Origin of the sequence: Nodosilinea sp. AN01ver1 (assembly GCF_050565655.1) — a bacterium.
In the GTDB taxonomy this organism is placed as follows: Bacteria; Cyanobacteriota; Cyanobacteriia; order Phormidesmidales; family Phormidesmidaceae; genus Nodosilinea.
Genome location: NZ_JBNXVS010000004.1, coordinates 168,644 through 195,566, shown reverse-complemented (window position 1 = coordinate 195,566; position 26,923 = coordinate 168,644). Strand labels below are relative to the sequence as shown.

The window sequence follows — 26,923 nt, the reverse complement described above, 5'->3', positions numbered from 1 at the left end:
GGAAGCGGTTTCTCGTAAAACCGAATGATCAAACAGTTTAGCTGTCCTCAATGCGTCCCGCCTTCACGGTCAAAATTTGCGATGAGGTCATCCACTGGCTACCAAACGCGCCCAGGTGAGTGGTGGTGATAATGGTTTGAAAGCGATCTTGAATCGCGTCTAAAAGCTGGTTTTGGCGATTTAAGTCTAATTCTGCCAGCACGTCGTCGAGCAGTAGCAGGGGCGGTTCGCCGATCACCTCATCGATCAGGTGCAGCTCTGCCAGCTTGAGGGCCAGTACCAGGGTGCGCTGCTGTCCCTGCGAACCGTACTGGCGGCTGGGGGTGTCGTTGATAGCAAACTCAATGTCGTCGCGGTGGGGGCCAACCAGGCTGGTGCGCTGGTGCTGCTCGGCGATCGCCCGCAGTTTAATCTTCTCCAAAAAGCTGGCCTGGATCACCTGGGGGTCATCTTCTTCCATCGGCACGTTGGGCTGGTAGTGAATCTGCAAGTCTTCGCGCTGACCGCTAATCGCCTGGTGCCACTGGTGGGCGATCGGGGCTAGGCGCGCGATCGCCCTGGCCCGCCGCCGAATTACTCGTGTCCCCAGGGCCGCCAGTTGGGCATCCCACAGGGCAAACTCGGTGGCATCGGCGGGCGCAGCTTCCCCCTCGTCGTCGCCGTAGGATTGCTTAATCAGGGCGTTGCGCTGCTTCAGCACCTGATTGTACTGGCTCAAGATGTGAGCATAAACCGGCTCTAGCTGAACCAGCAGCGTGTCGAGCCAGGTGCGCCGTTCTCCCGGCCCGCCCCGCACCAGGTCGAGATCGAGGCTAGAGAACTGTACCGCGTTGAGGGCACCCAAAAAATCGAGCTGTCGCCGCAGCTTTTCGCCATTGAGAATGGCCGTGCGCCGCCCCGCCTGCCGCAGCACCAGCGAGAGATCGGCCACGCCTAAATCTCTGCGAACCGAGGCGCTGATTTGGGCGACGGGCTGGTCTTGCTGCACGAGGTCGCGATCGCGGCTCGTCCGGTGCGACTTCAGCGTCGCCAGCAGCTCCACCGCCTCCAGCAGGTTCGATTTGCCCTGGGCATTTTCGCCCACCAAAATCGTCTTAGGAGCGGCAAAGTCAATCTGCTGCTCGCCATAGTTGCGAAAGTGCCTGAGCGATAGGTGGGTGAGGTACAAGGGTTAGGGCTGAGGCTTGACTTGGTTTAGGATACAGGACGGCACCGATGCCTCGCTCGTCCTACCGTCATCATGGACTTACCAACTTTTAAAAATCCGGCCCTGCTGCGGCAGGCGCTTACCCACAGCAGCTATGCCAATGAACATCCCGATGAACATCCCAAGGAAAATTCTCACTACGAGCGGTTAGAGTTCCTGGGTGACAGCATTCTAGAGTTTGTGGTGCGCGATTTGCTCTTTGCCCAATATCCCGCTATGTCCGAAGGCAAAATGTCGCAGCGGGCCGATCAGTTGGTCGATGAGTCGCGGCTGGCCGCTCTGGCTGTGGAACTGGGCATTCCGGCCCAAATGCGGTTGGGCGCAGGTGCCCAGCACGAACGCCATAACCCCAGCGTGCAGGCCGATATGTTTGAAGCCGTGATTGGAGCTTACCGACTCGATGCTGGTATTGCGGCGGCTTTGAGCTATGTTGAATCGATCTTTGGCCCGCTGGTCGATCGCGTCGTAGATTTACCAGCCATTGACCCAGTGAGCGAATTTCAGGAGTACGTCCATGCCTACCTAGGCCCTCAACCCCCTGAGTATAGAGACCGGGGCGATACTGGCCCCAGCCACGCCAAGGAATTTACTGTTGAAGTGGTGGTGGGCGAAACCAGCTACGGCATCGGCCAGGGGCGGAGCAAAAAAGAAGCGCGTAAGAATGCAGCTATTGACGCCTTGAGGAGATTGAAACGATGAAGGCTGCCATTTTAGGGTGTGGATATGTTGGTAAAGCCGTGGCCCAGCTCTGGAGCAGCCAGGGAATCAGCGTTACCGCCACAACGACCAGCCGCGATCGCGTGGATGATTTACGCCAGGTCGCGGCAGCAGTTCAGGTCGTGAACGGCTCCGATGCCGAGGGAATTGCCGCCCTGCTGCAAGGCCAAGACACCCTGCTCATTTGCGTCGGGGCCGGTCGGCAGGCCAACTACGAAGAGGTTTACTTAAACACAGCTAAAACCGTTGTGAACGCTTTGGAGCAGGCTCCTAGCCTAAGCCAAATTATCTTCACCAGCACCTACTCGGTCTACGGCAACTACGAGGGGGCCTGGGTGCGAGAAGACGACCCCGCTAAGCCTGCCACCGACAACGGGCGCACGATGGCAGAGACCGAAAAAACGCTTCTGCAAGCCGCTACGCCGGAGCGAAACGTCTGTATCTTTCGCCTCGGCGGCATCTACGGCCCAGGGCGAGAGCTGGCCAAAATCTACGGTCGCGCCGCCGGACAGACCCGCCCCGGTGCTGGGCACGAAGCCAGCAACTGGGTGCATTTAGAGGACATTGTGGGGGCGATCGCTTTTGCCCAAACCCACTCCCTCAGCGGCCTCTACAACCTGGTGCAGGACGAAATTCCCACCGTGCGCGAGCTGATCGATCGCGTCTGCACCGCCAACCATCTACAACCTGTACAGTGGGATCCTTCCCAGCCCAGCGCTCGGCCCTACAACGTGCGGGTGTCAAACCAAAAGCTTAAGGCGGCGGGCTACGAATTCTGTCACAGCACCTTCGAAGGAATCTAGACACATTCAAGATTTGTTGCGTTGGCCCAGTAGGTTACGACCAGCGTAGGGTGGGCATTGCTCACCACTACCTTAAGGATTTTTCCCCACAAACTCCATGCTGGCCAGGTACAGCTTGCCCTGAGCGGCCTGGTCAAACACCATCTCTACGCTGGTCACTGCCGCCAGGTCAACGCCAGCGAACTGCCCCAGGGGAATACGGAGAGAACTGGGATAGAGAGGGGCCGTGGGGCCGTAGGTGGGGTCAGGCTCAAACGATCGCAGCGCGGGCACCGTCGAGAGAATCTCAACCCGCGCCGCGTTGCCCTGCCGATCGCGCAGCACCACCGCAAACACCGGCTGCCCCTGGGGAACGGGCCAGGATGGGTCGGGGACAAGGCGCAGCTCCAGGCTGGCGAAGTTCCTAATATCCGTCTGCTCTAGGGGAACCTGCAGCTGCTGAGGGGTAGCATTCCACTCCAGGGTAAATAGGTCTGGAAAGTGGGGGTAGGGGCGGGGCGATCGCCCGCAATCCGCTAGCGCCTGACAAAATCCCGCGCTCAGCCCATCCGTCAGCGTGGCCACAGGAGCCTCCCTGGCGTGGAAGAGGGTATAGTGCTGGGTCGAAGGCGTGACCAGAGTTGTGAGCACCGATTGCCCGAACATTTTTGCTGGAGCGACTCGGTTGGCTGCTAACCCCACCTCAGCCAGGGCCAAATCATCCCCTGGAGACGACCAAACGGTTTGCAGAAAGGCGGTGGTGTACTGGGCCAGAAAGGTTTCCTGGGCCACCCGCGACAGCCGATCGCGCGATCGCTGCGGGTCGCACAGCGGCCCGTTGTTCGGCTGTCGGTAGTAGTCATCTTCGGCGACGGCGGCGCTGAAGTAGTGATGGTTGGCTCCGGGCAGCAGCAGGCCGACGACAGGGCTAGTCCGGGGCTGCTCACGAGCCGTTTCGACGTAGTACAGGCTGCTGAGGTCAAAAATGTCGCGATCGCACCCCCCGGCTATCACCGCCGTTGGCAGATCCGGCAGCTGGTAGGCGTCGGGTCGCTGGGCGATTGGGTAGCTGCGGGTGGGGCTGACCAGCACCAGGGCTGCGATCGGGCCCAGCCCATCCGCAATTTTGGCCTGCGGCGATGCAGTCGAGTCTACGTTAAGTCGCTGCAGGGCGTTCAGCGCCGCCGCGCCGCCCCCCATAGAGTGGCCCACCATCGCCAGCCGGGTCAGATCGACCCGCCCCGTTAGCGATCGCCCAAAGCCAGAATCATCCCCGCGATCGGCCTGGGCCAGGCGACTCAAGTGAGCATCGACAATTTGACCGCTGCGCTGGTCGGCTAGCTCGTTGCGATTGTCGGCATTGGCTCCGTAGGTTTCGCTAAAGGCGGCATTCAGGTTGGGAATGATTACGCCGTAGCCTGCTTCAGCTAGCGCCTGAGCCAGGTAGGCAAAGCCCAGGTCAAAGCGAGGCTCTGGCTGGCAGGGCCACTGGCTGGTGGCATTGGGTTGAAAGTGGCATCCGGCGTGGCGACCGTGCAGCACCACGACCCAGGGGACAGGGGAGTTGCCGGGGGGGAGGGCGATCGCCCCTGTTAGCGCCAGCGGCATGGTATCAACCTCTATCCCACTCTGGGATAAACTGGCCATGCCCAAATCATAGGTTTGCACCAGGGGAAAATTGGCCAGATTGGGGATAAGCAGGGTGTCGGAGGGCGGCTGCACCTGTCCCATTCCCCGCGACGCCCCCACGCTCAGCGCCAAACTGAGTATGACCAGAGCCACGAAACGGCCAGTGTTCACCAACCAGTGATTTGACTTAGTAGCCGTAGCTCCAGCGGGCTCGGTAGCCGCGCACGTCGATGTGGGTAAACACAGAAGAACTGGCCAACCCGCCCCGGCTACCCCACCAGCCATTCAGCCGCGCGTAGACATCAGAGCACCGCACGCCAGGCACCACAAAGTCCACCGCATCCCCCGACATGTGGCGCGACATAGACGCCCCGCCTACCGCCGCATTGGTGGCCGGATCGCGGTACCAGGAGTTAATTTGCAGCGGCTTGTCGCCGTACATTTTGCGAATTTCTTCCATCGCGTCGGCCACTTTCAAAATGTTGTAGACCACTCCGGCGTTAGCCGGGCGGCGATACCGGCCCGTGCTGGGATTGACGTGCAGCGCTTCGCCCCAGGTGAAGTTGCCCCGCACGCCGTAGCGGTTTTTGGGCTGAATGGGGTAATTAGAGTAGTAGGTGCCCGAAAACCCAGGGAAGGTTAGCGCCACGCCCCGATCGGCTGGGTTGGCAGGCTGCCCTGGCCCCTGATCGGTAGGATTATTGCCAATTTCAGTTCCCGAGATTTGAATGTCGGGCACATAGGCGTACCAGGCTGTACGGTTCTGAGGGCCTAAAAAGGCTCCCTGGAGGGCCACCCGCACGTGATTATTCTCGGGCTGAGCATAGGAATTGAGCAGGAACACGGTTCCCTTTTTCACCAGCACCTTCTCGGCGTCGGAGAGCTGATTCGACTGTACAGGGCGGGCTTTGAAGATGGTGTCGCCAGTAACCTCCAGGGTTTGACGGTTGCCGTCTACCTTGGTGTCGGGGCTGTAGACGTACCATTTGGTGTTGACTTCGGCCCCAACCACGGCGTCGGCTAGCTCGACCTCGTAATGGTCGCCCGCCGCTGGCTTAAAGGCCAGCAGTCTTAGCTGAGTGCCGTTTTTGACGAATACCTTTTGCGATTCGCCCAGCTGGGAGGAAATTTTGGGCTCGGTTTTGAACAGGGTGTCGCTGACTACGCGCAGTCGAACGCCAGTTAGCACGTCGATGTCTGGGGTGTAGACAAACCAGGTGCGGTTGGTTTTATCACCCAGGGTGGGCTCCAGCAGCTGAATCTGCCAGTGGTTTTTGCCCACGTCGATGTAGTACTGAATGTCGAAGGTGGTGCCGTTGGTAACCAGCACTTTTTCGGCATCGGTCAGCTCGCTGGCCAGCTTGGGCTGCAGCTTGAAGTAGGTTGTGCTTTTTACCCGCAGCGTTAGGCTTTTAGCCGGTTCGGGAGCAGGCTCGCCGCCGGAGCCGGGCTCCTCGGGTTCACCGCCGCCGCCTGTGGGCGGTGGGGTTTCTCCATCCGGCGGGGGAATCACTTCTTCCGGCGGTGGGGTTTCTCCACCGGGGGAACCACTGCCGACCTGCTCGGGTTCTGGCCCGCCCGTCCCGATCGATACGGTCATGGCTAGAGGCGCGTCCGATCGCAAGAACCAGTCCCGCATGCCCTCAACGTTGAGCACCTGCTCCTTGGGGTTGCCGGAGGAGGGACGCTTTTGGATGCGGGAGATCCACTGGTTTCCCTGCATCAGGTAAAAAGCTTCATCGGTTTCCTTAACCCAGGTACCCATGTTTGACTCCCGTAGACACAGTGCAGGGCTGGCCGATGCAGAGATGGCCGCCTAGGTATGAATATTAGAATCGAATGACCGAAATGGCGCAGTTTTGTGACCTAATGCCGCAGGTTTGTTACCTAAACTGAGCTGGCCGACGGTAGGCGCGGTAGAGGCTACTCCCAACAGGGTGCTCAGGTCGGTGTGTCCGGTTTCGAGAAAGCCCAGGCTGGTGAGGTCGGGCCGCGATGGTGGGGCGGTTTGGGTAATTTGACCCCAGCTGTGGTAGACCAGGGGCAGGGCGCTGCTGCCAATCAGAAGGGCGATCGCAAAACTCAGCACCCCGTCCATCCAAAACCAGTGAAACAGCGCCATACACAGCGCTCCGATAATTACCCCCACCGAGCTGGCCAGGTCGGCCACCACGTGCAAAAAGGCTCCCTGCCGGTTCAGCGACTCGTCGCCCTGGCCGTGGAGTAGCCAAACCCCAAACCCGTTAATGCCCAGCCCGACCAGGGCTGTACCGGCCATCGGTCCGCTGACCAGCGTGGTTGTGGGTGTAGTCAGGTGGTGCCAGGCTTCCAGGCAGATCAGCCCGGCCATAGCCAGTAGCCCAACGCCGTTGATCAGGGCGGCGATCGCTTCCAGATGGGGCTGGCCGGGTCGAGACGGGGCCAGGGTCAGGCGCGTCAGCCAGCTAGCCGACAGGGCCAGGGCGATCGCGCCTACATCGGTGAGCATGTGTCCTGCATCCGACTGCAGGGCTAGACTGTGGCTGTAGCTGCCCACCAGCCATTCCACCACCGCAAACCCCAGCACCAGGGTAAGAAACAGCCCCAGACGCTTGCGATCGGTGGCATTGAGGCCGCAGCGGCAGGGCAGGGAAGAGTCTGAATGAACCGAAAATGTCATTGACAGCAGACCACAGTTCAGGGAGAAACTAAATCCAAGGCCAGAGGTGGAGTTTTGCCGGGGGGAAACCCGTAGATCCCGAGCTGGGCTTGGTATATTCGTCTACGCATTTTGGCATGTTTCAGAAATTGTAGAGTTGCTGGTAGACAGTTTTGCCGCCATTTCTGCTGATATGTCGCCCCTGCTCTCCTCTCAGGTTGCCCCCAGCCGCTGACGTTATCTAAGCCGTTTCAAACTGCTGAGCCAGTTTCCCGAAGTCTATGCCCCCTCTCAAGCTGCTTTTAGTGCGCCACGGCCAGTCGGTAGGCAATGCTGAGGGCCGTATGGAGGGAGTCAGCTCTACGGGGCTGACTCCCAAAGGTATGGAGCAGTCGCTGCGGCTGGGGCGGCATTTGGCCACTAGGGGCTGGCACCCTACCCATATCTATTGCAGCCCGCTAGAGCGAGCTACCGACACGCTGATAGCACTGGTCCAGGGCTTCACAGCGTCAAGCGCGCCAGAGGGCGAGCTGCTTCCAAATATCCTCAGATTTAACTCTGGCGAGCGCATTTCTGATCAGATCACCCTGGCCCCCGATCAACCTGTGACGGTAGAGCTGCGCCCTGAGTTGATGGAGTACAATTCTGGCGTTTTCACCGGCCTGACCTGGGCCGAGGCCTGCGATCGCTACCCCGAGCTCTGCCAGCAGCTTGTAACCAGCCTCGACTGGCAGCCTATCCCCCAGGCCGAAACGCTGGAGCAGGGCCGGGCCAGGGCGCAGCAGTTTTTGGATCATCTCCTCAGTCGGCACGGCAACGGCGATCGCGTTCTCGTTATTAGCCATCACTGGATATTGCAGCAGATCATGGCTCGGCTGCTGGGCTGCGATCGCACCTGGGGTATGCCGATGGACAACACCGCTCGGTTTGAGTTTTGGCTAGACCGCGATCGCTGGGATCAACCCGGCCTCAATCGCCTTAACACCGAGCTGTGGCAAATCAAGCACTTCAACGACTGCACCCACTGCCTTTAAATCCAAGGTTCAAAACTGAATTTGGGCATCCAGAATAAACGCATCAGTCAGCTGAGGTACCCCAGCCGAGCTGGCTGGTTGCAGCTGCAGCCGCTGCCTGACCACGCAGCTGACCAAATCGTCTACAGCGCCATTGCCAGTACCCTGCAGCGGCCTCACCTGAGAAATTTCGCCACTGGGCTCCACCCGAATCTGGAGCTGCACCGAGGTGGCAGTCACGCCTGCCAGCAGCGCCTCCAAGTTGGCAAAGCCGCAGCTCGAGGCCAGCGGTCGCATGTCGATCGCTGTAGCGCCCAGCAGCTGAGGGGCAGAGTCAGGAATATCGCGGCCACTGGGATTGAGGCGAATGCCCACGGGCACCACCTGTCCCCCTGACCCTGATGCTCCTTCAAGGGCTGGGGCCGATGGGCCAGGGGCAGGTGCCACTGGGGGAGCTTCTCCGGCGGCTGGGCCGGGTGCGGGCGGGGCTGCAGCAGGGGGATCTGGAGCAGGGGAGGCCGGGCGCGGTGGTGCAGGAGTTACAGCCGGAGGAGCAGGCGCTACGGGAGCAGGCGCTGCGGGGGCTGGGGCCACGGGCGGCGCGATAGTCTGGGGCAGGGCTGAGGTGGTAAACGGCTCTAGCGGCGGGCGATCGCTGGGCGCTGTCTCGGCTGGAGCTGGCGTGGCCTGGGTCGCCAGGGGAGTCGGTGGCGCGGCGGCAGCGGGTTCTATAGAGGCTGAATCAGCGGCTAAATCGCTGGAGGGTACAACGTCTGGGCTACTGGCGCTGAGCTCAGCCAGGGGCGGTAGGTCGGCGGGAGGCGATACTAACTGAATGGGGAGCGGGGCCATCTCGCCCTCTGGCAGGGCTGGGGTTTGAATGGCCAGGGTGCGAACCATGACAAGGGCTACCCCGTGGGCCACGACCGAGGCTACCCCCGCGATCGGCCACAGCAGCTTGGGGTCGCGGTGGCCGGTAAAGCTGGTCAAGAAGGGGGAGATTGCCATGGGTGGCGGTGAGGAGGGGGTGAGGAAGGCGGGGAAAATGGGGCTGGAGGGGAAACTCGCCTTTTGATCCTACCCGTTGAGCGGGCGGAGAAGGGTATATTGACTGCAAGAGCGATTATCCTGACGCCCAGGCTTGGCTAATGCTGGGCATCTTTTTTGGGAGTCTGCCGCTGGGGTCTATGGTACAAACCGATTCAAACTCGCCGCCCTCGCCAGCTGTGGCCGCTGCCCAGCCGCTGATTCGCCCAGCCCGTCTGCAAGATGTAGAGCGGCTCACTGACGTACTCACCAACAGCTTTTACGATTGCTCGGGCTGGCGGTACTGGGTGTACCCCTTCATTCGTCTCGGCATTCAAGAAGACCTGAAGCAGAGACTCAAGGCTCAGTCGCCTCGGTATGCCTGTTTGATGGCGATGTCATCGGCTGGGGCTGCTCCTATCGATGAGGCCGCGATCGCAGGTACGATCGAAGCCTCGGTGCGCCAGCCTTGGCCCTGGCAGGGCGATCGCCACGTGTACATTTCAAACCTGGCGGTGGGGCAGAGCTTTCGGCGTCAGGGTATAGCTAGCGCCCTGCTGCAATCCTGTGAGCAGCTGGCTATACAGTGGCGTATCTACGAACTGCGCCTCCACGTTATGGAAGACAACCTGGCGGCTCAGGCGCTCTACCGCAAAGCTGGGTTCAGGGTGTTTCAAACTGAAGATACTCCGGCCTCCTGGGTGGGGCTACAGGCGCGTCGACTGCTGCTGCGCAGGACCATAACGCCTCCTGCCCCATGGCCCTAATCACCTCAACCGGATCACTTCACACAAACCTTAAACTTTTAGGATAGAAATTTATCCCTCCTTCAGCGGAGCTAAATACTTCTGCGGGGGTCGGCTGGCCGTTTACCCTAGAATAAGTACCTGAGGTGCTATAGCTCTTAAGTAGCTCATAGACCGAAGGAGTGGGTACAGATCGTGGCTGGTCGAGCCGTTGTCGCTATGATGTGGCGGGGATGATCTCTAATTTTGAGCAGAATAGTTCAGGTCCAGGCCCCGGAAACTCCCTACGTTCTCCTGGCCTATTTATTGGAGCGTCTCAGTCCGCTCGCCCCCCGATTGTGAACCCAGTTAGCGGTCTTTCAAACCCCTTTTTTGAGTCTAATCTGCTGCTGTCAGAAGACGATGACATTCTGGCCAGAATTCGAGGTGGTGAGCTGTGGGTCGTCAACAGCCGCCGTCGCAACGGATTAATTATTCACAAAGAGTTTTATACCGAATTTGCTGGCCCTGGGGCAGCCGTTGGCGGTGGGCTCGATGCCGACTGTCGAGCGGTAATTCCCCTCGGTAGCCTGTCGCTAATTTCGCCTGAGTCAGCCGAGGCCCAGCAAAAGGCGCTCAAAATTCGCCTACAGTGGGTGCGGCTCACCCAAAACTTTACCGATAAACCCGTGCCGCTCGATCGCGCCCAGCTCATCCTGGAGCAGTTTAAGAGCTATTTCGATCAGAGCATTGTAGATAAAGTGCCCGACGAAGCCTTTGCCCTGCTGGTGGGGGTGCTGCCCTACACCGTGCGGCGGGCCAGGGCGCTGGTGTAGCCTCGACTCCGCTCAGCTACCGATAGCTGAGCGGAGTCGAGGCTGGCAGAGAGATCTTTTGGCTGAGCTACCTGTGAGGTTCTTTGTACTCAGCTCTCGGGCGACTCCTGCCTAAACCTGCTGTAGGTGGGCCAGGGTGCGCCGATTTTCTGCCGGTGTGCCGATAGTGATCCTCAAGCCGCCGCCTGTGTGACGTACCAGGGTTCCCTGCACCCGCAGGCGGTTGAACCAGCGCTCTAGTTCAGCGTTGATGGGCTGACCAGACTGCGCCGGGGGCCGCCCGTAGAGAAAGTTGGCGTCGCTGGGCCACAGGCGCAGGGGCGTGGTTTGGGCGATCGCGCTGGCCAGCTCTCGGCGCTGCTGCTGAATTTCAGACACCACGGCCAGCAGTTCCTGACGGTGGGCCAGAGCGAGCTGAGCGGCGGCCTGAGTCAGGCTGGGCAGGTTGTAGGGCAGGCGCACTTTTTCGAGCGCTTGGGTTAACTCTGGATTGGCCACGGCATACCCCACTCGGTAGGCGGCCAGGCGAAAAGCCTTGGAGAACGTGCGCATAACCACCCAGTTGGGACGGGTTAGAACGTTGGCTGTCGTGGTCTGCTGGCTAAACTCAAAATAGGCCTCGTCGATGACCACCAGAATGTCTGGCGGCAGCGATTCTAGCCAGGCGATCTCGGTAGCCGTGAGGGCGTTGCCGGTGGGTGAGTTGGGGTGCACCATAAACACCACCCGCACCGGAGTGCCTTGGGGGCGGGCGATCGCCTGCTGTGCCGCCGCTGTATCGACCGCAAAGGTGTCTTCGCTGCGGCCTACCGTGACCACCGGAATGCCCAAAGTGCGGGCCAATATGCCATACATCGAGAAGGTGGGGTCAGCCACCAGTACCGATCCTGCGCCGCCCAGGCAGGTGGCGATCAGCAGCGATCGAATCAGCTCATCGGAGCCGTTGCCCACCGAGATGTGGTCGGCGCTGAAGGCTGCTCCGGCAGTGGATTCGGTGACGTACTGGGCGATCGCCTCTTTCAGCGCTCCGTGCCCGCCGTCCGGGTAGCGGTTGGCGGCAATATTGTGCTGCAGCTGCCAGGCCAGCTTTTCCTGCAGCGCCTCGGGTAGGTCGTAGGGGCACTCGTTAGTATCGAGAATATCCAGAGCGGCAGGGGACGGATCGTCGGCTGACTCAACATGCGGGGTGTAGGCCGCCAGTTGAACCACCGCCGATCGCAGAAAGGGCAAAGACATGGAGAATGCAAGTGCAGTAACCCCACCATTATTGCAGAGCCCGGAGGGCGGTTAGGGAGCCAAGCATTAGCGGTATACTTTTGCCAGCTTGACTTCCCCAGTCTTGTTTAATCTGGCGCTTTTGATTTGGGGGAGTACACTGGGAGGGTAAGAACCTACCCCCTAACTGCTGCAAAATCAAGGCCAGAACTGCAGACCACCATGCTAGACGCACTTATTGTATTTTCATTCATCCTGGCTGGGGCGGGGATTGGGTTCTACAGCATTGATCTGCTGCCCGAGCCAATTTTGCAGCAGGTAACCAATATAGAGGCGCTAGGTAGCGTAACGGCTGTGTTTGGCGGGCTAATTGGTACCGGCCTGGGTCTGGTGATGCAGACCAGCTATCGTCGTCTGGAGCGCCAGATCAAAGAACTGCCGCCCGATCGCATTCTTACCCGCGCCGTGGGTCTGGTGCTGGGCCTGCTAATTGCCAACCTGATGCTGGCTCCGCTGTTTTTGCTGCCGATTCCCTCCGAGTTTGGCTTTATTAAACCGATGACGGCGGTGCTGGGCAGCGTGCTGTTTGCGGTGTCGGGGATGAACCTGGCCGACACCCACGGGCGATCGCTGCTGCGCCTGATCAGCCCCAGCACTTTAGAGTCTACGCTGGTGGCTGAGGGCACCCTCAAGCCCAGCAAAACTAAGGTGCTTGACACCAGCTGCATCATCGATGGCCGCATTGAGGGCCTGCTGGGCACAGGCTTTTTAGAAGGTCAGCTGCTGGTGCCGCAGTTTGTGCTGCAAGAGCTGCAGCAGGTAGCCGACGCCAGCAATGACCAAAAGCGCGATCGCGGTCGGCGCGGCCTAGACGTACTCAACCGCATTCGCGAAACCTACCCCAACCGGCTGCTGATCAACTCCGTTGACTACGACGATATTCCCACCGTCGATGCCAAGCTGGTGAAGCTGGCCCAGGAGCTCAACGCCATGCTGCTCACCAACGACTACAACCTCAACAAAGTGGCCAGCTTCCAGGACGTGGAAGTGCTCAACATCAATGACCTGGCCCAGGCCATTCGCCCCGCCTACCTGCCCGGCGATGATATTGATCTCAAGATTCTCAAAGAGGGCAAAGAACCCTCCCAGGGCGTCGGCTACCTCAATGACGGCACCATGGTGGTGGTCGAAGAAGGCCGCGACTACATCGGCGAAGAGCTAGAGGTCGTCGTCACCGGGTCGCTGCAAACCTCCGCCGGACGCATGATCTTCGCCCGCCCCAAAACATCCATGGTGACTTCCTAAGAGGGGTGTAAGTGGGATATAAGTCTGGCTGGCGGCTCTCTTCTGCGCGGGCAAGTTTAATAGGTTAGGAGCATGCCCATTATGAACATAGAACAGGTCGTGGCTGAGAAATTCAAGGTGCTTGGGCCTAGCCAGCAGCAGGATGTTTTAGCTTTTATTGAACTCTTGCAGAGTCAGGTCATTGCTCCACCAACTTCAGATGAACTGCGGCAGGCAGATGCCATTATTGCCCGCGGTATCGCTCGTGCTCAAGCTATTGTTCCCCAACCTCCAGAGTTGATCTGGCAGCGTTTCGGCGCTATTCGTCAGCCTTCACATTCCAGGTGCTTATGAAACAGCCATGCTTGACGATGTTGATCCAGACGACAATAAATTTCTTGCCGCTGCCTATGAGGCAAAAGCAGACTTCTTGGTTTCTCTCGACCGTGATCTGCTCAACCTTAAGTTTTTCTACGGTACCCAGATTGTTACTCCAGCCGCTTTCCTAGACTTTCTGGCTAATGGACGGACTTAGAAAGGCTCAACGTAGTTAGAAACCGATACCGCGCAAAGAACATAGCCCAACGATGGGGTACGATCAGCATCGGCTTTTACTAACGCTGCCATGACTGCCCGCATTGAGCTGACCGACGCTGCCTCACACCAAACCATGACCCTGGAGTTTCCGAGTGATGGGGTGACGCTGACGGGCCGAGTGCGGGTGCCGGGGGATAAATCAATCTCGCACCGATCGCTGATGTTGGGCGCGATTGCCAGTGGCGAAACCCGTATTCAGGGCCTGCTGCTGGGCGAAGACCCGCGCAGTACCGCCGCCTGCTTTCAGGCTATGGGGGTCACCATGTCCTCCTTAGAAGATGATTGGGTGACGGTGCAGGGCGTTGGCCTGGGCAACCTGCAAGAGCCTGTAGACGTGCTGAATGCGGGCAATTCGGGCACCACCCTGCGCCTGATGCTGGGTCTACTGGCGTCGCATCCCGATCGCTACTTTGCGGTCACGGGCGACGGCTCGCTGCGATCGCGCCCCATGGATCGTGTGATTAAGCCTCTAGCCCAAATGGGTGCAGAAATTTGGGGCAGACAGAACAACCGCCTGGCTCCCCTAGCGGTGCGGGGGCAGGCGCTCAAGTCCATTCACTACCACTCCCCCGTCGCCTCTGCCCAGGTCAAATCCTGCATTCTCCTAGCGGGGCTAATGACCGAGGGCAGCACCACGGTAACTGAACCCAGTCTGTCGCGCGACCACAGCGAGCGCATGCTGCGGGCCTTTGGGGCCAATATTTTGGTGGACCCCGACACCTGTAGCGTCACGGTACATGGCCCGGCTACCCTCACCGGGCAAACCGTTGTGGTACCCGGCGACATCAGCTCGGCGGCCTTTTGGCTGGTAGCTGGCGCGATTACCCCCGGCGCTGACCTGGTGGTTGAGAATGTGGGCATTAACCCCACCCGCACCGGCATCCTCGATGCCTTGCAGGCTATGGAGGCCAACATTACCCTCGAAAATCCGCGCGAGGTAACGGGGGAACCCGTGGCCGACCTGCGCGTGCGCCACAGCCAGCTCAAGGCCGCCAGCTTCAGCGGCGACCTGATTCCCCGCATGATCGACGAAATTCCGGTGTTGGCGGTAGCGGCGCTGTTTGCCGAGGGCACTACGACCATTGCTGATGCCGAAGAATTGCGGGTGAAGGAGTGCGATCGCATTGCTGTGATGGCCAGTCAGCTCGCCCAAATGGGGGCCCGCATCGAAGAACACCCCGACGGGCTCACAATTCATGGTGGCACCCCCCTCACAGGCACCACTGTAGACAGCTACAATGACCATCGAGTCGCTATGAGCCTGGCGATCGCTGCCCTGCGCACCAGGGGCACCCTTCAGATTCAGCGGGCCGAGGCGGCAGCGGTTTCCTATCCCGGCTTTGGGGCTACCCTGGCGCGGCTCTGCGGTTTGGGCTAATTCATGCCCAAATCATGACTTAAGCCGTAACCCTGGGCACACTCTAACCAAGCCCAGCGGCTCAGCTCAAAGGCTCGACGTTTAAAAAGTTGTGTGGCAACCGTTGAAAAACCTTGTCAATAGCCTCACCACCTATATGGCTCTCAGCCCTGATATGGTGGCCCGCCAGCGGGTCAACCAGTGGCTGCGATCGCGCCCCTGCCGCCCCTGCACCGAGTGGTACATCTACCACTGGACGCCGCCAGCGGTGCCCCGCCCCCTGCCTCAGCCCCTGATCGACTTTGTCTATCAGCAGCTGCACGCCTACTCGGGTCTAGAGATTGGCTGCATTCTGCCCAGCGATCGCCTGGTCGATGACCTGGCTTTTCCAGCCGTTTGCTGGTTCGACTGGAGCATCACCCTCTGCGAAGACTTTTACGACACCTTTGACCTCGACATCAGTGAGTACTTCGACGAAACCCAGTTGTATACCTGCGCCGACTTGGTCAACTTTTTGAACCAGCAGCTAGAGGCAGAGCAGGGATGAGGGGATGGGGACCTGCAAAGTGCAAAATTCAAAATTCTGCACTTTGCATTCCTTCCCTTCCTTCGCTTCCCCTTCCTCACTTCAACAATCACCCGGTAAAGTGAGAAAGTATCCAACGATGCGCCTCGGCGAGCGCAAGGAAGCCCCCCATGAGCCTGAAAGATCGCATTAGCGACGACATTAAGACCGCCATGAAGGCCAAAGACAAAGTGCGCCTGGAGACGGTTCGCAGCATCAAAAAAGTGATTCTTGAAAAAGAGACTCTGGTGCGCCCCAGTGGGCAAGATCAGCTCACCCCTGAGCAAGAGCTGGAGGTGCTAACGCAGCTGGCCAAGCAGCGCAAAGACTCGGTTGAGCAGTACCAGAAAGCGGGTCGCGACGATCTGGCGGCTCAGGAAGCTCAAGAGCTAGAGATCATTTCAGAATACCTGCCTCAGCAGCTCAGCGATGCTGAGGTCGAGGCCGTCATTGATGACCTGATCGCCAAGACGGGGGCTGCGTCTCCTAAAGATATGGGCAAGGTCATGGGGCCCGCCATGCAGCAGCTCAAGGGGCGCGCCGATGGGGGTAAGGTGCAGGCATTGGTTAAGGCCAAGCTGGGCGGCTAGTGCTCTACCGCCTGAAGCTGTTGGCGCAGCTGAGACAGGTGGGCTGCGTCAGTAATCAGGTGTTCGTCGTAGCTGCGCTGCCACACCAGCTGACCGACCTGGTTGAGTCGCAAATTAATGCGTTTAGCCGCTGCTGCTTTGAAACCGGCAATGAACGATGACAGCAGCCAGGGTTTTTGGCTGCCCAGGCTCCCGGTCAGGCCTCCGGCTGAGCCGCCGACTAGGTTGACTACCGGGGGGGCGGGCAGGTGCAAAAGAACAATGCTTTGCAGCCGATTGGGAGTAATGCTCCAGGCGTCGATGGCGATGCCCTTGCGGTTGGTTGCAGAGCGGACCCATTCGTCGGCTACAATCAGGCCGCAGTCGTTGAGGTGTAGGCTACCCTGCTCGAAGTCACCCAGCAGAGGCTGCCCTTGAAATGTCGAGAGCCCAACTAAATAGGCTCTGGGGTTGGCGGAGTGGGTCAATGTGTCTGCCCTCGAAGCGGCTGAGGTATAGGCTTGACTGGGTGAGGTCATGAGCGCTTAACCGTGAATGCACCAATAACCTAGTCTGCCCAGCCGCTTGGGGCCAGCATCAACTTTGAGAATGAAATTGGGAATAATGCTACCGCGCTACAGGCCTTGGGCAAGGGCGGTGATGAGCTGATCGAGATAGCTGTTGACTAGCTGAGCGGCCTCGGCGGGCAGGGTGCCGGTAATTTCGGTTTGCAAACAGCGGTAGGCCGCGATCGCAGCGGTTTCTTTGTGCAGGGCGCGGGTAATATTCTGCATCCACACGACGTACTCTTCGGCAAAGCCGCCGGGGTTGTCGAGCAAAATCGCCTTGGCAGCGCATTCTAAGGTGTAACGCATGTCGCGCTGGCACTTTGCCCCGTGCATCTGCACCGCTTCTGGATGGGTGAGCATTAGCCGCCGCAGGGCGTTGAGTACCAGGGTTTCGCTCTCGGCTTTGAGCCGCATGTAGGTTTGAGAGCGAGAGGCAAAGGAGGCGACAAACTGAGCTAGAGGGCGCAGCTCTACATCGCTCAGGTAGCGACCGTCAGATTGCTGAATGGCGTCTAGGAGGGGGTGTCTCATGGCGCTAGGAATTGTCTGGCATGGGGCAAATGTTAACCCCTAAGCGCCCCAGGTGCGGCAATAGGCAACAGAACGTAAGAGCTGCGCCCTAGGGGCGGCATCAGTTGTCTTTTTCGGGCGGGGCCGGGCGGTTGATGATGTCGTCAGTGACGTTATCGACTGCTGCCGTCAGGCTGTAGGGAATTGGGTCGCTGGCCCTAGAAACCACCACCACTTCGTAATAGCCCGACTGGGGTAGCTCGCCAGCCCAGGTGTTTTGCTCGGCATCGGCGAGAATGTGGGGCAGCGTTTCGTTGGGCACCGGCACGTAGACCGACAGGCGGGTGCTGTCGGGCGGAGCCTGGAGGTTGAGGCGCAGCAGCTGCTCGGCGCTGAGGTTGAGAATGTAGACCTGGCCCTGACCCGGATTGAGGGTGCCCTGCTGCTGCTGGCTAAAGCTGCCCTGCTCAAAGCTAATTTCGGTCAAATTGTCGCCACTTTTTAGGGCGTTTACCTGGTCTTGGGCCAGGGCAAACCAAATTTGGTCGACCGGGGTTTCGACAAAGCCCTCGCTGACTCGGCCTGGAAACAGCTGGCTAAAGCGGGCATCGGCCAGGTCGTAAAGGGCTTTACTGCTGACAAAGAGTTCGTTGACCTGGCCTTTCCAGCGATCGCTGTCGGTGGGGTTGTAGCGGCCCAGTCGGCTGCGGGCTTCGGTGCTGAGGTTGTTCTCTAGCAGGTCGAGATTTTGGGCGGCGATCGCATCCCACTCGGCTCGCAGCGGCTCGTCCTCGGGCCGATCGGTAAGCTGGGTGCCCTGGCGATCGGGGTTTTGCTCGTAAAAGAGCTGATCGGTGAGGCTGGTGAGATAGCTCCAGTCCACGCCCAGATCGGCGGCGCGATCGCGCAGAGCCTGCTTGCGATCGCGTTCGGCCTCACTCAGGTTGGGGTTGCTGACATCGCTGCCGCCGGGCGACACCACCTCAGAGCCATTGCCAGCAACCTGGCTGAGCGGATCGAGCCACCACCACAGCCCCCCAGCTATTCCTACCGTTAGTAGTAGCCCTGCCAGGGCGGGCCAGCATCCCGACGAGGTTTTTTGCACCGGCACCGCTCGCGGCGGTGGGGCCACCGTCGCGGTTGGGTCGTAGGCCATCGGCGGCGGGTAGGGGTGAGCAGGGGCTACCGCTACCGTCGGTTCTGGCGGCGGCGGCACGGCGGGCTGCATACGCACCGGCATCGGCTGGGCCCAGGCGGTTGAAAGCGGGTCGGGGTGAGCCAAATTGAGCGCCGCCAGAGCCTGCCCTGCCGCGGGATAGCGGTCGTCAGGATTTTGGGCCACCAGGCGGGTGAGCACCTGACGCAGGGTATCGGATAGCTCAATTTGCTCGGGCCAGCTCCAGCGATCGCGGCGATCGTCGTAGAGGGCCTCTGGTTCTAGCCCGGTCAGCAGCACCAGGGCCGTTACCCCCAGCGCATAGAGATCGGTGGCGGGGCTTACCTGGCCTGACTCAAGCTGTTCGTCGGGGGCATAGCCCACGGTGCCTAGCCGAGTAATGGTGCCATCGGCGGCCTGGTAGGGCTGGGCTACACCGAGCTGGTGGCGCACATTCACCACCAGTTGCTTGACGCCGCCAAAGTCGATCAGCACCGGGCGACCGTCGGCGTTGCGCTGAATCAGGTTATCGGGGGAGATATCGCGGTGAACGATGCCGATGCTGTGCAGGTATTGCAGCAGCGGCAGGGTTTGCATCAAAAACTGCACTACCTCGGCTTCGCTGAAGCGGCCATCGTAGGCGCGACGGCGCTCTAGCAGTTCGCGATAGGTAGGGCCTTCGACGTAGTCCTGCACCAAAAACAGGCGTTCCCCATCCCGCAGCAGCTCGCGAAACCGGGGCACCTGGGGGTGGTTGATCTGGTAAAGAATGTTGGCTTCGTGCTCAAACAGGGTTTGGGCCTTGTCGAGGGCCAGTTTGCCAGGCACCTGGGGGTTGAACTCTTTCAGCACGCAGAGTTCTTGAAACCGATGGGTGTCTTCAGCCAGGTAGGTGTCGCCAAAACTGCCCCGGCTAAGCTGCCGCAGCACCCGGTAGCGCTTGCCGAGCAACCGTTCTCCCTGTCCTGTTTCAGCCATAGCCGCGTACTGCCAAACTCTCTATATAGTGTTGCGCACGATGCATCTGTCACAGATTAGCGCAAACCCGCGCTGTTTCTATGAATGGCTGTTGGGGATGGCGGAGGCTGATTCTAAAATAGCCGTTCCCTGAGCGAAGTCGAAGGGAACGGCTATGCTTTTTCCCGTGAAGGGTGCCGCACCAGGGGCATGGACGTTTGGCGTGAGTTACTTCAATCTGCTGCTGAGACAGACCGCGATCGCCCAAGGCCGGTCTTTAGCCATCGCTCGTTGCGGTAGACCCTGACCTATGCTGCACTCTGGGCTCCATCCTGGAGCCAGGTTTGGCGCAGCTGGGCGATCGCCACTTCTTTCTGCTTGGCCTCGACTTCAATCCAGGGGGCCTGGCGGTAGCTGGCGGGCATGGTGGCGATCAGGTCGCTGTGGCGGGGGTCGTACAGGGCCTCGCGCCCGTTCGAAATGTGCACCAGCTGCCAACTGGGATCGGGCCAGGTGGTGCGGGCCGCCGCCAGCATTTGCCCCACGCTGGGGTGGTCGTAGCTGTCGAGCCGTTCGTGGATCAGGTGGTGGTGGGCGTCAAACACCAGGGGCACGTGGGCGGCCCGGCAGATGTCGAGCAGGCTGGCGGTGCTGTAGGTGTGCTCGTCGTTCTCCAGGGTGAGGCGATCGCGAACGGGGGTAGGCAGTTCGCCAATCACCTGCACCAGCCGCTCGGCGCGATCGCCCTTGCCGCCGTGAATATTCATCGCGGCCCAGGGCGACTGGGGCAGACCCATCAGGTCAAACCAGCGGGCCTGGGCGCTCAGAATGGTGATGCTATTGTCAATCACCGCTGGATTGTCGGAGTTGAGCACCACAAACTGATCGGGGTGCATCACCAGCCGAATGCCAGCGGCCTGAGCGCGATCGCCCACCTGCCTGAGCGCGTCGCTAAACTCTGCCAGAATGCGATCGCCCAGGGGAGTATCTGAAAACGGAAACAGGTTGGAGATCAGCCGGTAGAGCTGAATATAGTGCTCCTGACAGAAGGTGATCGCCAGGTTGAGCCGCGTCAGGTTTTCGCCGTAGAGCGATCGCAGCGCCTCGGTCTGGGCCGCTTCATCGAGTTGCAGCAAGCGCTTGCGGGTCATGGTCTTGAAGCGCACCTCAGGTGAGGTGGTAATGCAGACTAGCCCCAGCTGGGGAGCATTGGTAGTCGATTGAGGTTTAGCTAGCGTTTGGAAAATCATGGGTAGGGGCACAGGGCCTGCGCCCTTAGGGGGCAACAACGGTTAAGAAGAACTTTCAAATCCAGAATTGACCGGGGGCAAACGCCGTTTGCCCCTACAGGGGTCTACGGGTGATTAGGTCCAGTACAAAATTTTGGCCTGGGGAAAGCGCTGGGCGATCGCTGCCTCAAAGAAGCTGCGCAGCTCTTTCATCGTGTCTTTGTCGTAGACGTACTTGATGCCGCCAAACTTGTTGCGCTTGGTGGTGCGGTTGGCTTCGTCCAGATCTAGCTTGCTGTTGGGGTACCACTCCTGCAACACCTCCTTAGAGCCGGGGGTAAAGCGGTGAGAAATCAGCTCAAAGGTGAGGTCGCAGTCAAAGTCGAGGGCGGCGGCGGCATCGTCTAAAAGCTGCGTATACTCGTCGCGCCAGTTCTCCAGCGGCATAATCGGGGCGACCACAAAGCCTACCGGGTAGCCGCCGCCCCCCTGCTCAACCGGCAGCGCCAGCTTGCGAATGGCCTGCAACCGCTTGGCCACCGAAGCGGTGCCCCCTTCTAAAAAGCGCGACACCGGGGCGGCGTTGATGCTGAAGCGGCAGCGGGTGTGGCCATTGTGGGGCAGATTCAGCAGGCCATCGACGTTATCGAACTTCGACACCCAGCGCAGATGGCCCTGTTCACGGGTGCCAAAGTAGCGAATGCACTCGGCCAGGCTGCCGGTGAGGTGCTCAATGCCCAGGGGGTCGGTATAGCAGCTCACTTCGTAGGTGGTGGGCTGCTCGTGCTGCTCGTACTGGGCCAGGTTTTCGAGAATCTGCGGCAGGTTGGCGTAGACGCGAATGACGGGCGGCCCCTGTAAGCTGCCGGCCAGGTAGCAGTACTGGCAGTGGGCCGGACACCCCTGGGCCAGGTGAAACTGCCAGTCAGCCGAGGGCGGAATGGGGGTGAGCTTGAGCTGGCTGGCCGGGGCCGTAACCACCGCCAGAGTGCGTTTTGAAATGGCGTAGGTTTCGCGCTCGGTCTCACCGCGCAGGCCGGTAATGCGGTTTTGCTTCAGGTATTCAACGGGCAGATCTAGCGCCTGCACCCGCTGAAGCATCTGCTGGCCCCAGGGTTCATCCAGGGCGGCGGGGGTAAACAATACCTGCTCTGGCATCCACCGTCGGGTGCGGTAGGCGGTAGCGACAGGGGCAGGCTGGGTGGTGGGAACAGTGGGGGCGTTTGCGATCGCAGAACCAGTCAAATTAGGCAAATCAGCACGTAGAATTCGGCAGCTAGTTTCACTATGACAAGCAAACTGAGCGGCAAAATCCTCTAGCAGGCGTGGATTGCCCCACCGTTATGGGCGTATCTCCGCTAGCAGATGTAACGATGAAATGCGCCTTGAGACATAGGCTGTGCAATCTAGATCGCGAGCGGGAATGCTAAAGGCGACCCTGATTGCACAGCGAAACAACCAGGGGTAGCCACAAACCTTTTCTACCCAATTTGGAGAAAAAATGCCTAAACGCAGATTGCCGCGTGGGGGTGGTACTCAAGTTGCCTTGAGTCCAGAGCTAGCTATTGCCACGATTGCTTTGTTCTCAGCGTTTGCCGATGGCGATGTATCTAGCGATGCAGAGGCCTACGCGCTGGGCGAAATGGTCAGCTGCATCGACCTGTATTCTGAGTACACTGTTGAGGATTTTGCTGCACTAGGGGCTGAAGTCGGCGGCCTCATCAACGAGCTAGGGGTAGATGCTGTTGTTGCTCAAGCTATCGAAACCATTCGAGATGAAGGTGTAGAAGAGGCCGCATTTATTGTGGCGTTAGTCATTCTTGTCGCCGATGGTGAAGTGCCTGAGGAAGAGCAGGAGTACGTCGACGACTTGCGTCAGGCCCTCAGAATTTCAGTAGAGCGAGCCGACGAGATCGCCAGTGAGCTGTTCTCTGAAGAAGACGCCGAAGAGGAATACGACGAGGAAGATGAAGAGGAGGAGGCCGAAGACGAGGGCGAAGAAGAGTAGATAGACAGCGTTAAGGACATCAAGAGCGATGTCCTTAACGCTGTCTATTGATTAGATGGGCCGCGATCGCAGAATCAGGTGTTTATTGTGCAGCCGGGTACCACGCTTCACCCCTGCTGTCTAACAACTACCCTAGTCGAGCCGAGGCTGGCAACGCCCACCATAGCCAAATTTTGCCAAAAAAACCTTTCTTTGCGCAATTTCTGCCCTATGGGGGTGGTTGTTTGCCAGCTTTTTTGGTCCTATTTCTACAGTGCCATTGTTCGTGGGCATGACCCTAACGGGTTGCTCTTATAGATGCTCGCGACTGGTTTTGGGCCTTGCCCACTTAAGCCCTGACGGCAATTAGCGCCTGTTTGCTGCTGCGCTGGTCTGCAAGAGCGGCTCAAGGCTGACGTTTAGCAACCCCTACTGAGAATAAGGAGCCACACCTACAATGCTTGGACATCATTCTAATTTTGCTTTGCTCAACACCGTGCTCGTCACCCTTGGGCTGAGTGCGACACCCGTAGCGACAGCGATCGCCCGCGCCAGCGAGACTAATGCGACCTCGCCCCAGACGGCCCCCCTGCTGGCCCAGGCCAACACCTGCCGACGGGTGACTCCCAACATCAATGGCCTAAACGTAAGGCAGTCTCCTACCCTGACGGCTGACGTAATTGGCGTGGTGCCAGGCGGTAGCACGATCTCGCTAGAAAACACTGGCCAAAACGGCTGGGTGCCCATTACAGCCCCCTTCGATGGCTACGTGTCGGCTAGCTATCTGATCTACTGCGACTCTGCGGCGACAGAACCAGGGGGTGACGCCGCCGTAGCCAGCACCCCAGTTGCCGATGCCGCTGGGGTATGCCGTCAGGTGATCGTTAGAAGTGGTCTAAATGTGAGGGCTGAGCCTACGGTTTACTCGCTTCGGGTTGGGGCGTTGCCCACGGGTACCAATGTCACCGCAGCCGGGGCTGAAGTGAACGACTGGCTGCCGATTTCTGAACCCATCGACGGTTATGTGGCCGCCCGCTTTTTGGGTGATTGTTAAACCTTGGCCCATGCTCTTAAAGCTAGCCCTGCCCAGGAAAACGCCTGAGCAGGGCTGTGAATCAGCAGATGTGCCGACAATGCTTGTTTAGTCCTGAGGCACAGCGCTAGAAACCCTGGCGGGAGATAAATTTCTCGATATCAGCCTGGGTCTGGTGCAGCAGGTTATTGCGGCTGTCTCCAGTATTGCTGAGGGAAGGCACCAGGTTGCGGGCCTGGAGCGCCATATGCAGTTGCAGATGGGCGACATACTCGGAGAAGTCTTCGCGGGTTTCGGTCAGGGCTGGAGAAATCTTTTCTGACAGGGCCACGGGTCAAACCTCGTTAGTATTAAACACTACGCAACGATATTGAAGTTAACACAGGCCCTGTACGGCTTACGGACTGTGCAAAGAAGCTTAACGGTGCGTAACATCTGACACAAAACGAGGCCGGGTACTGGGGGTGTTGGGCAGTAGAATTGGTGCTTGACCCCAACTTTTTGCCCGACGATAGTGATGGGTGATCGTTACCCAGTCATCTCTGCTGAAACCTTCCATGCCTGGTTCTGCCCCCTCCGCCGACAATCTGCCCCCGATTCCAGAGCGGTTGGCCAAGCACACGGTGCGCTACGCCGATCACCGCTCGGTCAACTGGGACGAGCTGACGCCGATGATGCGTCACTACGTGGAGATGAAGGAGCAGTATCCCCACGCGCTGGTGCTGTACCGGGTGGGCGACTTTTTTGAAACCTTTTTTCAGGATGCGATCGCGATCGCCCGCGAGCTAGAACTCGTCCTCACCAGCAAAGACGCTGGCAAGAGCATTGGCCGGGTGCCCCTGGCGGGGATTCCCCACCACGCCCTCGATCGCTACTGCACGCTGCTGGTGGAAAAGGGCTATGCGATCGCCATCTGCGACCAGGTCGAAGACCCGGCGGTAGCCCAGGGCCTGGTGAAGCGCGAAGTCACCCGCGTGATCACTCCCGGCACCGTGATCGAAGAAGGCATGCTGAGCGCCAGCCAGAACAATTTTTTGGCCTCGGTGGTGATCGCTGGGCACCACTGGGGGCTGGCCTACGCCGACGTTTCCACCGGAGAATTTCTCACCACCCAGGGCGAAGACCTCGATCAGCTCGCCCAAGAACTGCTGCGGCTTCAGCCCGCCGAGGTGCTGTTTCCGGTGGATGCGCCCAACCTGGGAGCCATGCTGAGGCCGGGGGAACCCTCTGACCAGCTGCCCGACTGCCTGCCGCGCCAGTTTTGCTACACCCTCAGGCCCCAGGGACCTTACAGCCAGAGCGAGGCCCGTCAGCGACTCTTGCAGCGGTTTCGGCTGCGCTCTTTAGAGGGGCTGGGCTGCGACCATTTGCCCCTGGCAGTGCGGGCGGCGGGCGGCCTGCTGCACTACGTCGAAGAAACCCAGAAGACCGTGCAGGCACCGCTGCAGCCCCTCTGCACCTACACCCTGGCCGCCTACCTGGTGATTGACCACCAGACCCGCCGCAATCTGGAGATCACCCAGACCCAGCGCGACGGCACCTACAATGGCTCGCTGCTGTGGGCGCTCGATCGCACCGTCACGGCCATGGGCGGGCGCACCCTGCGCCGCTGGCTGCTGCAACCGCTGCTGGATGTCAAAGGCATTCAATCGCGCCAGGCCTCCATCACGGAACTCTTGCAGGACGGCAACCTGCGCCAGATGCTTCAGCACAAGCTGAAGCAGATCTACGACCTGGAGCGACTGGCGGGGCGGGCGGGCTCTGGCACCGCCAACGCGCGGGATCTGGTGGCTATGGCCGAGTCATTCTTGCGACTGCCGGAGCTGGCGGCCCTGGCAGAACAGGCACAATCGCCTTACCTGCAAGCGCTCCAGTACGTGCCGCCAGAGCTGGAAAAATTGGGCCAAACGCTGCGATCGCACCTGGTCGAAACGCCGCCCCTCTACCTCACCGATGGCCACCTGATTCGCGATGGCGTCAATGCCCAGCTCGACAACCTGCGCCAGCAGGCCGTCGATGACCAGAAGTGGATCGCTGAGCTGGAGCCCGCCGAACGCAAACGCACCGGCATTTCTACGCTCAAAGTGGGCTTTAACAAGGCCTTTGGCTACTACATCAGCGTTTCCCGCGCCCGCGCCGATCAGGCCCCCGACGACTACATTCGCAAGCAGACCCTCACCAACGAGGAGCGCTATATCACCCCCGAACTCAAGGAGCGCGAGGCGCGGGTGTTCAACATTGAGGCCGAAATCAACGCCCTGGAGTACGAGATCTTTAATCAGCTGCGGGAGCAGGTGGGCGAACAGGTCGAGCTGATCCGCAAGGTGGCCGCCGCCGTCGCCGCTGCCGATGTGCTGTGTGGCTTGGCCGAAGTCGCCATCTTCCAAGGCTACTGCTGCCCCAAAATCGACGACTCGCGGGCGATCGCCGTCACCGAGGGCCGCCACCCCGTGGTCGAGCAGCTGCTGCCCGCCGGGTTCTTTGTGCCCAACTCCAACTTTATGGGGACAGTACCCGAAGATCGCGACGCCACCGATCCCCAAGACCTGATCATCCTCACCGGCCCCAACGCCAGCGGCAAGAGCTGCTACCTGCGCCAGGTGGGTCTGATTCAGCTGATGGCACAGATGGGCAGCTTTGTGCCTGCAAAAGCGGCGAGGCTGGGACTGTGCGATCGCATCTTCACCCGCGTCGGCGCGGTCGATGACCTGGCCAGCGGCCAATCCACTTTCATGGTCGAGATGAATGAAACGGCGAATATCCTCAACCACGCCACGCCCCGCTCCCTGGTGCTGCTGGATGAAATTGGCCGCGGCACCGCCACCTTCGACGGGCTCTCCATCGCCTGGGCCGTGGCCGAGCACCTGGCGATCGAAATCCAGGCCCGTACCATCTTCGCCACCCACTACCACGAGCTGAACGAGCTGGCGGCGCTGGTGCCCAACGTCGCCAACTACCAGGTGACGGTGAAAGAAATGCCCGACCAGATCATCTTTCTTCACCAGGTGCAGCCAGGCGGGGCCGACAAATCCTACGGCATTGAGGCGGGGCGGCTGGCGGGGCTGCCGACATCGGTAATTCAGCGGGCTCGCGACGTCATGCGCGAGATCGAACGCAACAGCACGATCGCCGTGGGCCTGCGGGGAGAGGTGCCAAGAGCTCCAACCCCTCGCCGACGCGCGAAGGACATGGAAAGTAGCTATGACCCCTCAAAACAACTAAATCTGTTCGGATGACCTTGATTAGTCTTAGTCTTATATGGGCAGACTAGTAAGTGTAGATCTAGAACTTCTTGAAAATCCTTATAGAAGTATTTATGTAG

At 59.8% G+C, this 26,923-nt stretch carries 26 protein-coding genes; 14 read left to right on the top strand and 12 right to left on the bottom strand.

The features are described from left to right. Nucleotides 1-37: 37 nt before the first annotated feature. A complete protein-coding gene (gene recF / locus ACQ4N7_RS06140; RefSeq protein ID WP_430710727.1) occupies nucleotides 38-1,168 on the bottom strand; it encodes a DNA replication/repair protein RecF in 1,131 nt (376 codons plus the stop codon). A 72-nt stretch (nucleotides 1,169-1,240) separates the two neighbouring features. Between recF and rnc the strand changes: the two genes are divergently transcribed. Both rnc and ACQ4N7_RS06130 read left to right on the top strand, forming a co-directional pair. Continuing rightward, a complete protein-coding gene (rnc, locus tag ACQ4N7_RS06135; protein ID WP_430710726.1) occupies nucleotides 1,241-1,906 on the top strand; it encodes a ribonuclease III in 666 nt (221 codons plus the stop codon). Next, nucleotides 1,903-2,727, top strand: a complete 825-nt coding sequence (locus ACQ4N7_RS06130) for an SDR family oxidoreductase (RefSeq protein WP_430710725.1) — start codon at nucleotides 1,903-1,905, stop codon at nucleotides 2,725-2,727. The genes rnc and ACQ4N7_RS06130 overlap by 4 nt, the downstream gene beginning before the upstream one ends. Before the next feature lie 72 nt (nucleotides 2,728-2,799). Here the strand turns inward: ACQ4N7_RS06130 and ACQ4N7_RS06125 are convergent, their stop codons facing one another. From ACQ4N7_RS06125 to ACQ4N7_RS06115, 3 genes are read right to left on the bottom strand one after another with little or no spacing between them, the layout of a single operon-like run. Then, complete coding sequence (locus tag ACQ4N7_RS06125; RefSeq protein ID WP_430710724.1) at nucleotides 2,800-4,488, bottom strand: hypothetical protein; 1,689 nt, start codon at nucleotides 4,486-4,488, stop codon at nucleotides 2,800-2,802. Between the two features lie 34 nt (nucleotides 4,489-4,522). Further along, entirely contained in the window at nucleotides 4,523-6,100 is a 1,578-nt protein-coding gene (locus ACQ4N7_RS06120; protein ID WP_430710723.1) for a YcbK family protein, read from the bottom strand. A gap of 51 nt (nucleotides 6,101-6,151) precedes the next feature. Beyond that, nucleotides 6,152-6,994, bottom strand: coding sequence for a cation diffusion facilitator family transporter (locus ACQ4N7_RS06115; RefSeq protein WP_430710722.1), 843 nt, complete (start codon nucleotides 6,992-6,994; stop codon nucleotides 6,152-6,154). A 260-nt stretch (nucleotides 6,995-7,254) separates the two neighbouring features. On the opposite strand from ACQ4N7_RS06115, the gene ACQ4N7_RS06110 reads away from it, so the two are divergent. Beyond that, nucleotides 7,255-8,007 carry a histidine phosphatase family protein gene (locus tag ACQ4N7_RS06110; RefSeq protein WP_430710721.1) on the top strand — a complete coding sequence of 251 codons (753 nt, stop codon included), beginning with the start codon at nucleotides 7,255-7,257 and terminating at the stop codon, nucleotides 8,005-8,007. Between the two features lie 9 nt (nucleotides 8,008-8,016). Here the strand turns inward: ACQ4N7_RS06110 and ACQ4N7_RS06105 are convergent, their stop codons facing one another. Continuing rightward, on the bottom strand, nucleotides 8,017-8,994 hold the full coding sequence (locus ACQ4N7_RS06105; protein WP_430710720.1) for a hypothetical protein: 978 nt from the start codon (nucleotides 8,992-8,994) through the stop codon (nucleotides 8,017-8,019). Nucleotides 8,995-9,173: 179 nt separating this feature from the next. On the opposite strand from ACQ4N7_RS06105, the gene ACQ4N7_RS06100 reads away from it, so the two are divergent. Together ACQ4N7_RS06100 and ACQ4N7_RS06095 are read left to right on the top strand one after the other, a co-directional pair. Continuing rightward, nucleotides 9,174-9,779, top strand: a complete 606-nt coding sequence (locus ACQ4N7_RS06100; protein WP_430710719.1) for a GNAT family N-acetyltransferase — start codon at nucleotides 9,174-9,176, stop codon at nucleotides 9,777-9,779. 317 nt (nucleotides 9,780-10,096) lie between these two features. Next, the gene (locus tag ACQ4N7_RS06095; protein WP_106922382.1) at nucleotides 10,097-10,573 is read left to right on the top strand and encodes a hypothetical protein; all 477 of its coding nucleotides are present in this window, start codon (nucleotides 10,097-10,099) and stop codon (nucleotides 10,571-10,573) included. A 111-nt stretch (nucleotides 10,574-10,684) separates the two neighbouring features. Here ACQ4N7_RS06095 and ACQ4N7_RS06090 read toward each other — a convergent pair whose 3' ends face one another. Beyond that, nucleotides 10,685-11,809: a histidinol-phosphate transaminase gene (locus tag ACQ4N7_RS06090; protein ID WP_430710718.1), complete on the bottom strand. Its 1,125-nt coding sequence runs from the start codon at nucleotides 11,807-11,809 to the stop codon at nucleotides 10,685-10,687. 201 nt (nucleotides 11,810-12,010) lie between these two features. Between ACQ4N7_RS06090 and ACQ4N7_RS06085 the strand changes: the two genes are divergently transcribed. The 6 genes from ACQ4N7_RS06085 (at nucleotide 12,011) to ACQ4N7_RS06060 (ending at nucleotide 16,181) form a co-directional block, all read left to right on the top strand. Further along, entirely contained in the window at nucleotides 12,011-13,093 is a 1,083-nt protein-coding gene (locus ACQ4N7_RS06085; protein ID WP_430710717.1) for a PIN/TRAM domain-containing protein, read from the top strand. 81 nt (nucleotides 13,094-13,174) lie between these two features. Continuing rightward, nucleotides 13,175-13,426, top strand: a complete 252-nt coding sequence (locus tag ACQ4N7_RS06080) for a hypothetical protein (protein WP_430710716.1) — start codon at nucleotides 13,175-13,177, stop codon at nucleotides 13,424-13,426. 7 nt (nucleotides 13,427-13,433) lie between these two features. Continuing rightward, nucleotides 13,434-13,607 carry a putative toxin-antitoxin system toxin component, PIN family gene (locus ACQ4N7_RS06075; protein WP_430710715.1) on the top strand — a complete coding sequence of 58 codons (174 nt, stop codon included), beginning with the start codon at nucleotides 13,434-13,436 and terminating at the stop codon, nucleotides 13,605-13,607. A gap of 90 nt (nucleotides 13,608-13,697) precedes the next feature. Next, on the top strand, nucleotides 13,698-15,047 hold the full coding sequence (aroA, locus tag ACQ4N7_RS06070; RefSeq protein ID WP_430710714.1) for a 3-phosphoshikimate 1-carboxyvinyltransferase: 1,350 nt from the start codon (nucleotides 13,698-13,700) through the stop codon (nucleotides 15,045-15,047). Between the two features lie 103 nt (nucleotides 15,048-15,150). Beyond that, nucleotides 15,151-15,573: a hypothetical protein gene (locus ACQ4N7_RS06065; protein WP_430710713.1), complete on the top strand. Its 423-nt coding sequence runs from the start codon at nucleotides 15,151-15,153 to the stop codon at nucleotides 15,571-15,573. 149 nt (nucleotides 15,574-15,722) lie between these two features. Next, nucleotides 15,723-16,181 (top strand): GatB/YqeY domain-containing protein, encoded by a 459-nt coding sequence (locus tag ACQ4N7_RS06060; protein ID WP_430710712.1) that lies wholly within the window; start codon nucleotides 15,723-15,725, stop codon nucleotides 16,179-16,181. Here ACQ4N7_RS06060 and ACQ4N7_RS06055 read toward each other — a convergent pair. From ACQ4N7_RS06055 to ACQ4N7_RS06035, 5 genes are all read right to left on the bottom strand, one after another. Continuing rightward, on the bottom strand, nucleotides 16,178-16,699 hold the full coding sequence (locus ACQ4N7_RS06055; RefSeq protein WP_430710711.1) for a hypothetical protein: 522 nt from the start codon (nucleotides 16,697-16,699) through the stop codon (nucleotides 16,178-16,180). The genes ACQ4N7_RS06060 and ACQ4N7_RS06055 overlap by 4 nt on opposite strands. A 96-nt stretch (nucleotides 16,700-16,795) precedes the next feature. Further along, on the bottom strand, nucleotides 16,796-17,260 hold the full coding sequence (locus ACQ4N7_RS06050; RefSeq protein WP_430710710.1) for a hypothetical protein: 465 nt from the start codon (nucleotides 17,258-17,260) through the stop codon (nucleotides 16,796-16,798). A 100-nt stretch (nucleotides 17,261-17,360) separates the two neighbouring features. Next, nucleotides 17,361-19,373 carry a protein kinase domain-containing protein gene (locus ACQ4N7_RS06045; RefSeq protein WP_430710709.1) on the bottom strand — a complete coding sequence of 671 codons (2,013 nt, stop codon included), beginning with the start codon at nucleotides 19,371-19,373 and terminating at the stop codon, nucleotides 17,361-17,363. A 287-nt stretch (nucleotides 19,374-19,660) separates the two neighbouring features. After that, nucleotides 19,661-20,602 (bottom strand): UV DNA damage repair endonuclease UvsE, encoded by a 942-nt coding sequence (uvsE, locus tag ACQ4N7_RS06040; protein WP_430710753.1) that lies wholly within the window; start codon nucleotides 20,600-20,602, stop codon nucleotides 19,661-19,663. Nucleotides 20,603-20,716: 114 nt separating this feature from the next. Beyond that, nucleotides 20,717-21,739, bottom strand: coding sequence for a spore photoproduct lyase family protein (locus tag ACQ4N7_RS06035; protein ID WP_430710752.1), 1,023 nt, complete (start codon nucleotides 21,737-21,739; stop codon nucleotides 20,717-20,719). Between the two features lie 343 nt (nucleotides 21,740-22,082). Here ACQ4N7_RS06035 and ACQ4N7_RS06030 point away from each other — a divergent pair, with 343 nt between their 5' ends. Together ACQ4N7_RS06030 and ACQ4N7_RS06025 are read left to right on the top strand one after the other, a co-directional pair. After that, complete coding sequence (locus ACQ4N7_RS06030) at nucleotides 22,083-22,589, top strand: tellurite resistance TerB family protein (RefSeq protein WP_430710708.1); 507 nt, start codon at nucleotides 22,083-22,085, stop codon at nucleotides 22,587-22,589. A gap of 475 nt (nucleotides 22,590-23,064) precedes the next feature. Further along, the gene (locus tag ACQ4N7_RS06025) at nucleotides 23,065-23,622 is read left to right on the top strand and encodes an SH3 domain-containing protein (protein ID WP_430710707.1); all 558 of its coding nucleotides are present in this window, start codon (nucleotides 23,065-23,067) and stop codon (nucleotides 23,620-23,622) included. 106 nt (nucleotides 23,623-23,728) lie between these two features. Here ACQ4N7_RS06025 and ACQ4N7_RS06020 read toward each other — a convergent pair whose 3' ends face one another. Next, nucleotides 23,729-23,926: a hypothetical protein gene (locus ACQ4N7_RS06020; RefSeq protein ID WP_430710751.1), complete on the bottom strand. Its 198-nt coding sequence runs from the start codon at nucleotides 23,924-23,926 to the stop codon at nucleotides 23,729-23,731. Between the two features lie 232 nt (nucleotides 23,927-24,158). On the opposite strand from ACQ4N7_RS06020, the gene mutS reads away from it, so the two are divergent. Further along, the gene (gene mutS, locus ACQ4N7_RS06015) at nucleotides 24,159-26,837 is read left to right on the top strand and encodes a DNA mismatch repair protein MutS (RefSeq protein WP_430710706.1); all 2,679 of its coding nucleotides are present in this window, start codon (nucleotides 24,159-24,161) and stop codon (nucleotides 26,835-26,837) included. The last annotated feature ends 86 nt before the right edge of the window (nucleotides 26,838-26,923 follow it).

Bases quoted from the DNA above. Each gene is read 5' to 3' on its own strand.
- ACQ4N7_RS06030 (WP_430710708.1), top strand. From the start codon at position 22,083: ATGCCTAAACGCAGATTGCCGCGTGGGGGTGGTACTCAAGTTGCCTTG.
- ACQ4N7_RS06110 (WP_430710721.1), top strand. From the start codon at position 7,255: ATGCCCCCTCTCAAGCTGCTTTTAGTGCGCCACGGCCAGTCGGTAGGC.
- uvsE (WP_430710753.1), bottom strand. From the start codon at position 20,602: ATGATTTTCCAAACGCTAGCTAAACCTCAATCGACTACCAATGCTCCC.
- ACQ4N7_RS06060 (WP_430710712.1), top strand. From the start codon at position 15,723: ATGAGCCTGAAAGATCGCATTAGCGACGACATTAAGACCGCCATGAAG.
- ACQ4N7_RS06130 (WP_430710725.1), top strand. From the start codon at position 1,903: ATGAAGGCTGCCATTTTAGGGTGTGGATATGTTGGTAAAGCCGTGGCC.
- mutS (WP_430710706.1), top strand. From the start codon at position 24,159: ATGCCTGGTTCTGCCCCCTCCGCCGACAATCTGCCCCCGATTCCAGAG.
- rnc (WP_430710726.1), top strand. From the start codon at position 1,241: ATGGACTTACCAACTTTTAAAAATCCGGCCCTGCTGCGGCAGGCGCTT.
- ACQ4N7_RS06105 (WP_430710720.1), bottom strand. From the start codon at position 8,994: ATGGCAATCTCCCCCTTCTTGACCAGCTTTACCGGCCACCGCGACCCC.
- ACQ4N7_RS06085 (WP_430710717.1), top strand. From the start codon at position 12,011: ATGCTAGACGCACTTATTGTATTTTCATTCATCCTGGCTGGGGCGGGG.
- ACQ4N7_RS06090 (WP_430710718.1), bottom strand. From the start codon at position 11,809: ATGTCTTTGCCCTTTCTGCGATCGGCGGTGGTTCAACTGGCGGCCTAC.
- ACQ4N7_RS06115 (WP_430710722.1), bottom strand. From the start codon at position 6,994: ATGACATTTTCGGTTCATTCAGACTCTTCCCTGCCCTGCCGCTGCGGC.
- ACQ4N7_RS06050 (WP_430710710.1), bottom strand. From the start codon at position 17,260: ATGAGACACCCCCTCCTAGACGCCATTCAGCAATCTGACGGTCGCTAC.
- aroA (WP_430710714.1), top strand. From the start codon at position 13,698: ATGACTGCCCGCATTGAGCTGACCGACGCTGCCTCACACCAAACCATG.
- ACQ4N7_RS06055 (WP_430710711.1), bottom strand. From the start codon at position 16,699: ATGACCTCACCCAGTCAAGCCTATACCTCAGCCGCTTCGAGGGCAGAC.
- ACQ4N7_RS06100 (WP_430710719.1), top strand. From the start codon at position 9,174: ATGGTACAAACCGATTCAAACTCGCCGCCCTCGCCAGCTGTGGCCGCT.
- ACQ4N7_RS06080 (WP_430710716.1), top strand. From the start codon at position 13,175: ATGAACATAGAACAGGTCGTGGCTGAGAAATTCAAGGTGCTTGGGCCT.
- ACQ4N7_RS06120 (WP_430710723.1), bottom strand. From the start codon at position 6,100: ATGGGTACCTGGGTTAAGGAAACCGATGAAGCTTTTTACCTGATGCAG.
- ACQ4N7_RS06035 (WP_430710752.1), bottom strand. From the start codon at position 21,739: ATGCCAGAGCAGGTATTGTTTACCCCCGCCGCCCTGGATGAACCCTGG.
- ACQ4N7_RS06045 (WP_430710709.1), bottom strand. From the start codon at position 19,373: ATGGCTGAAACAGGACAGGGAGAACGGTTGCTCGGCAAGCGCTACCGG.
- ACQ4N7_RS06075 (WP_430710715.1), top strand. From the start codon at position 13,434: ATGCTTGACGATGTTGATCCAGACGACAATAAATTTCTTGCCGCTGCC.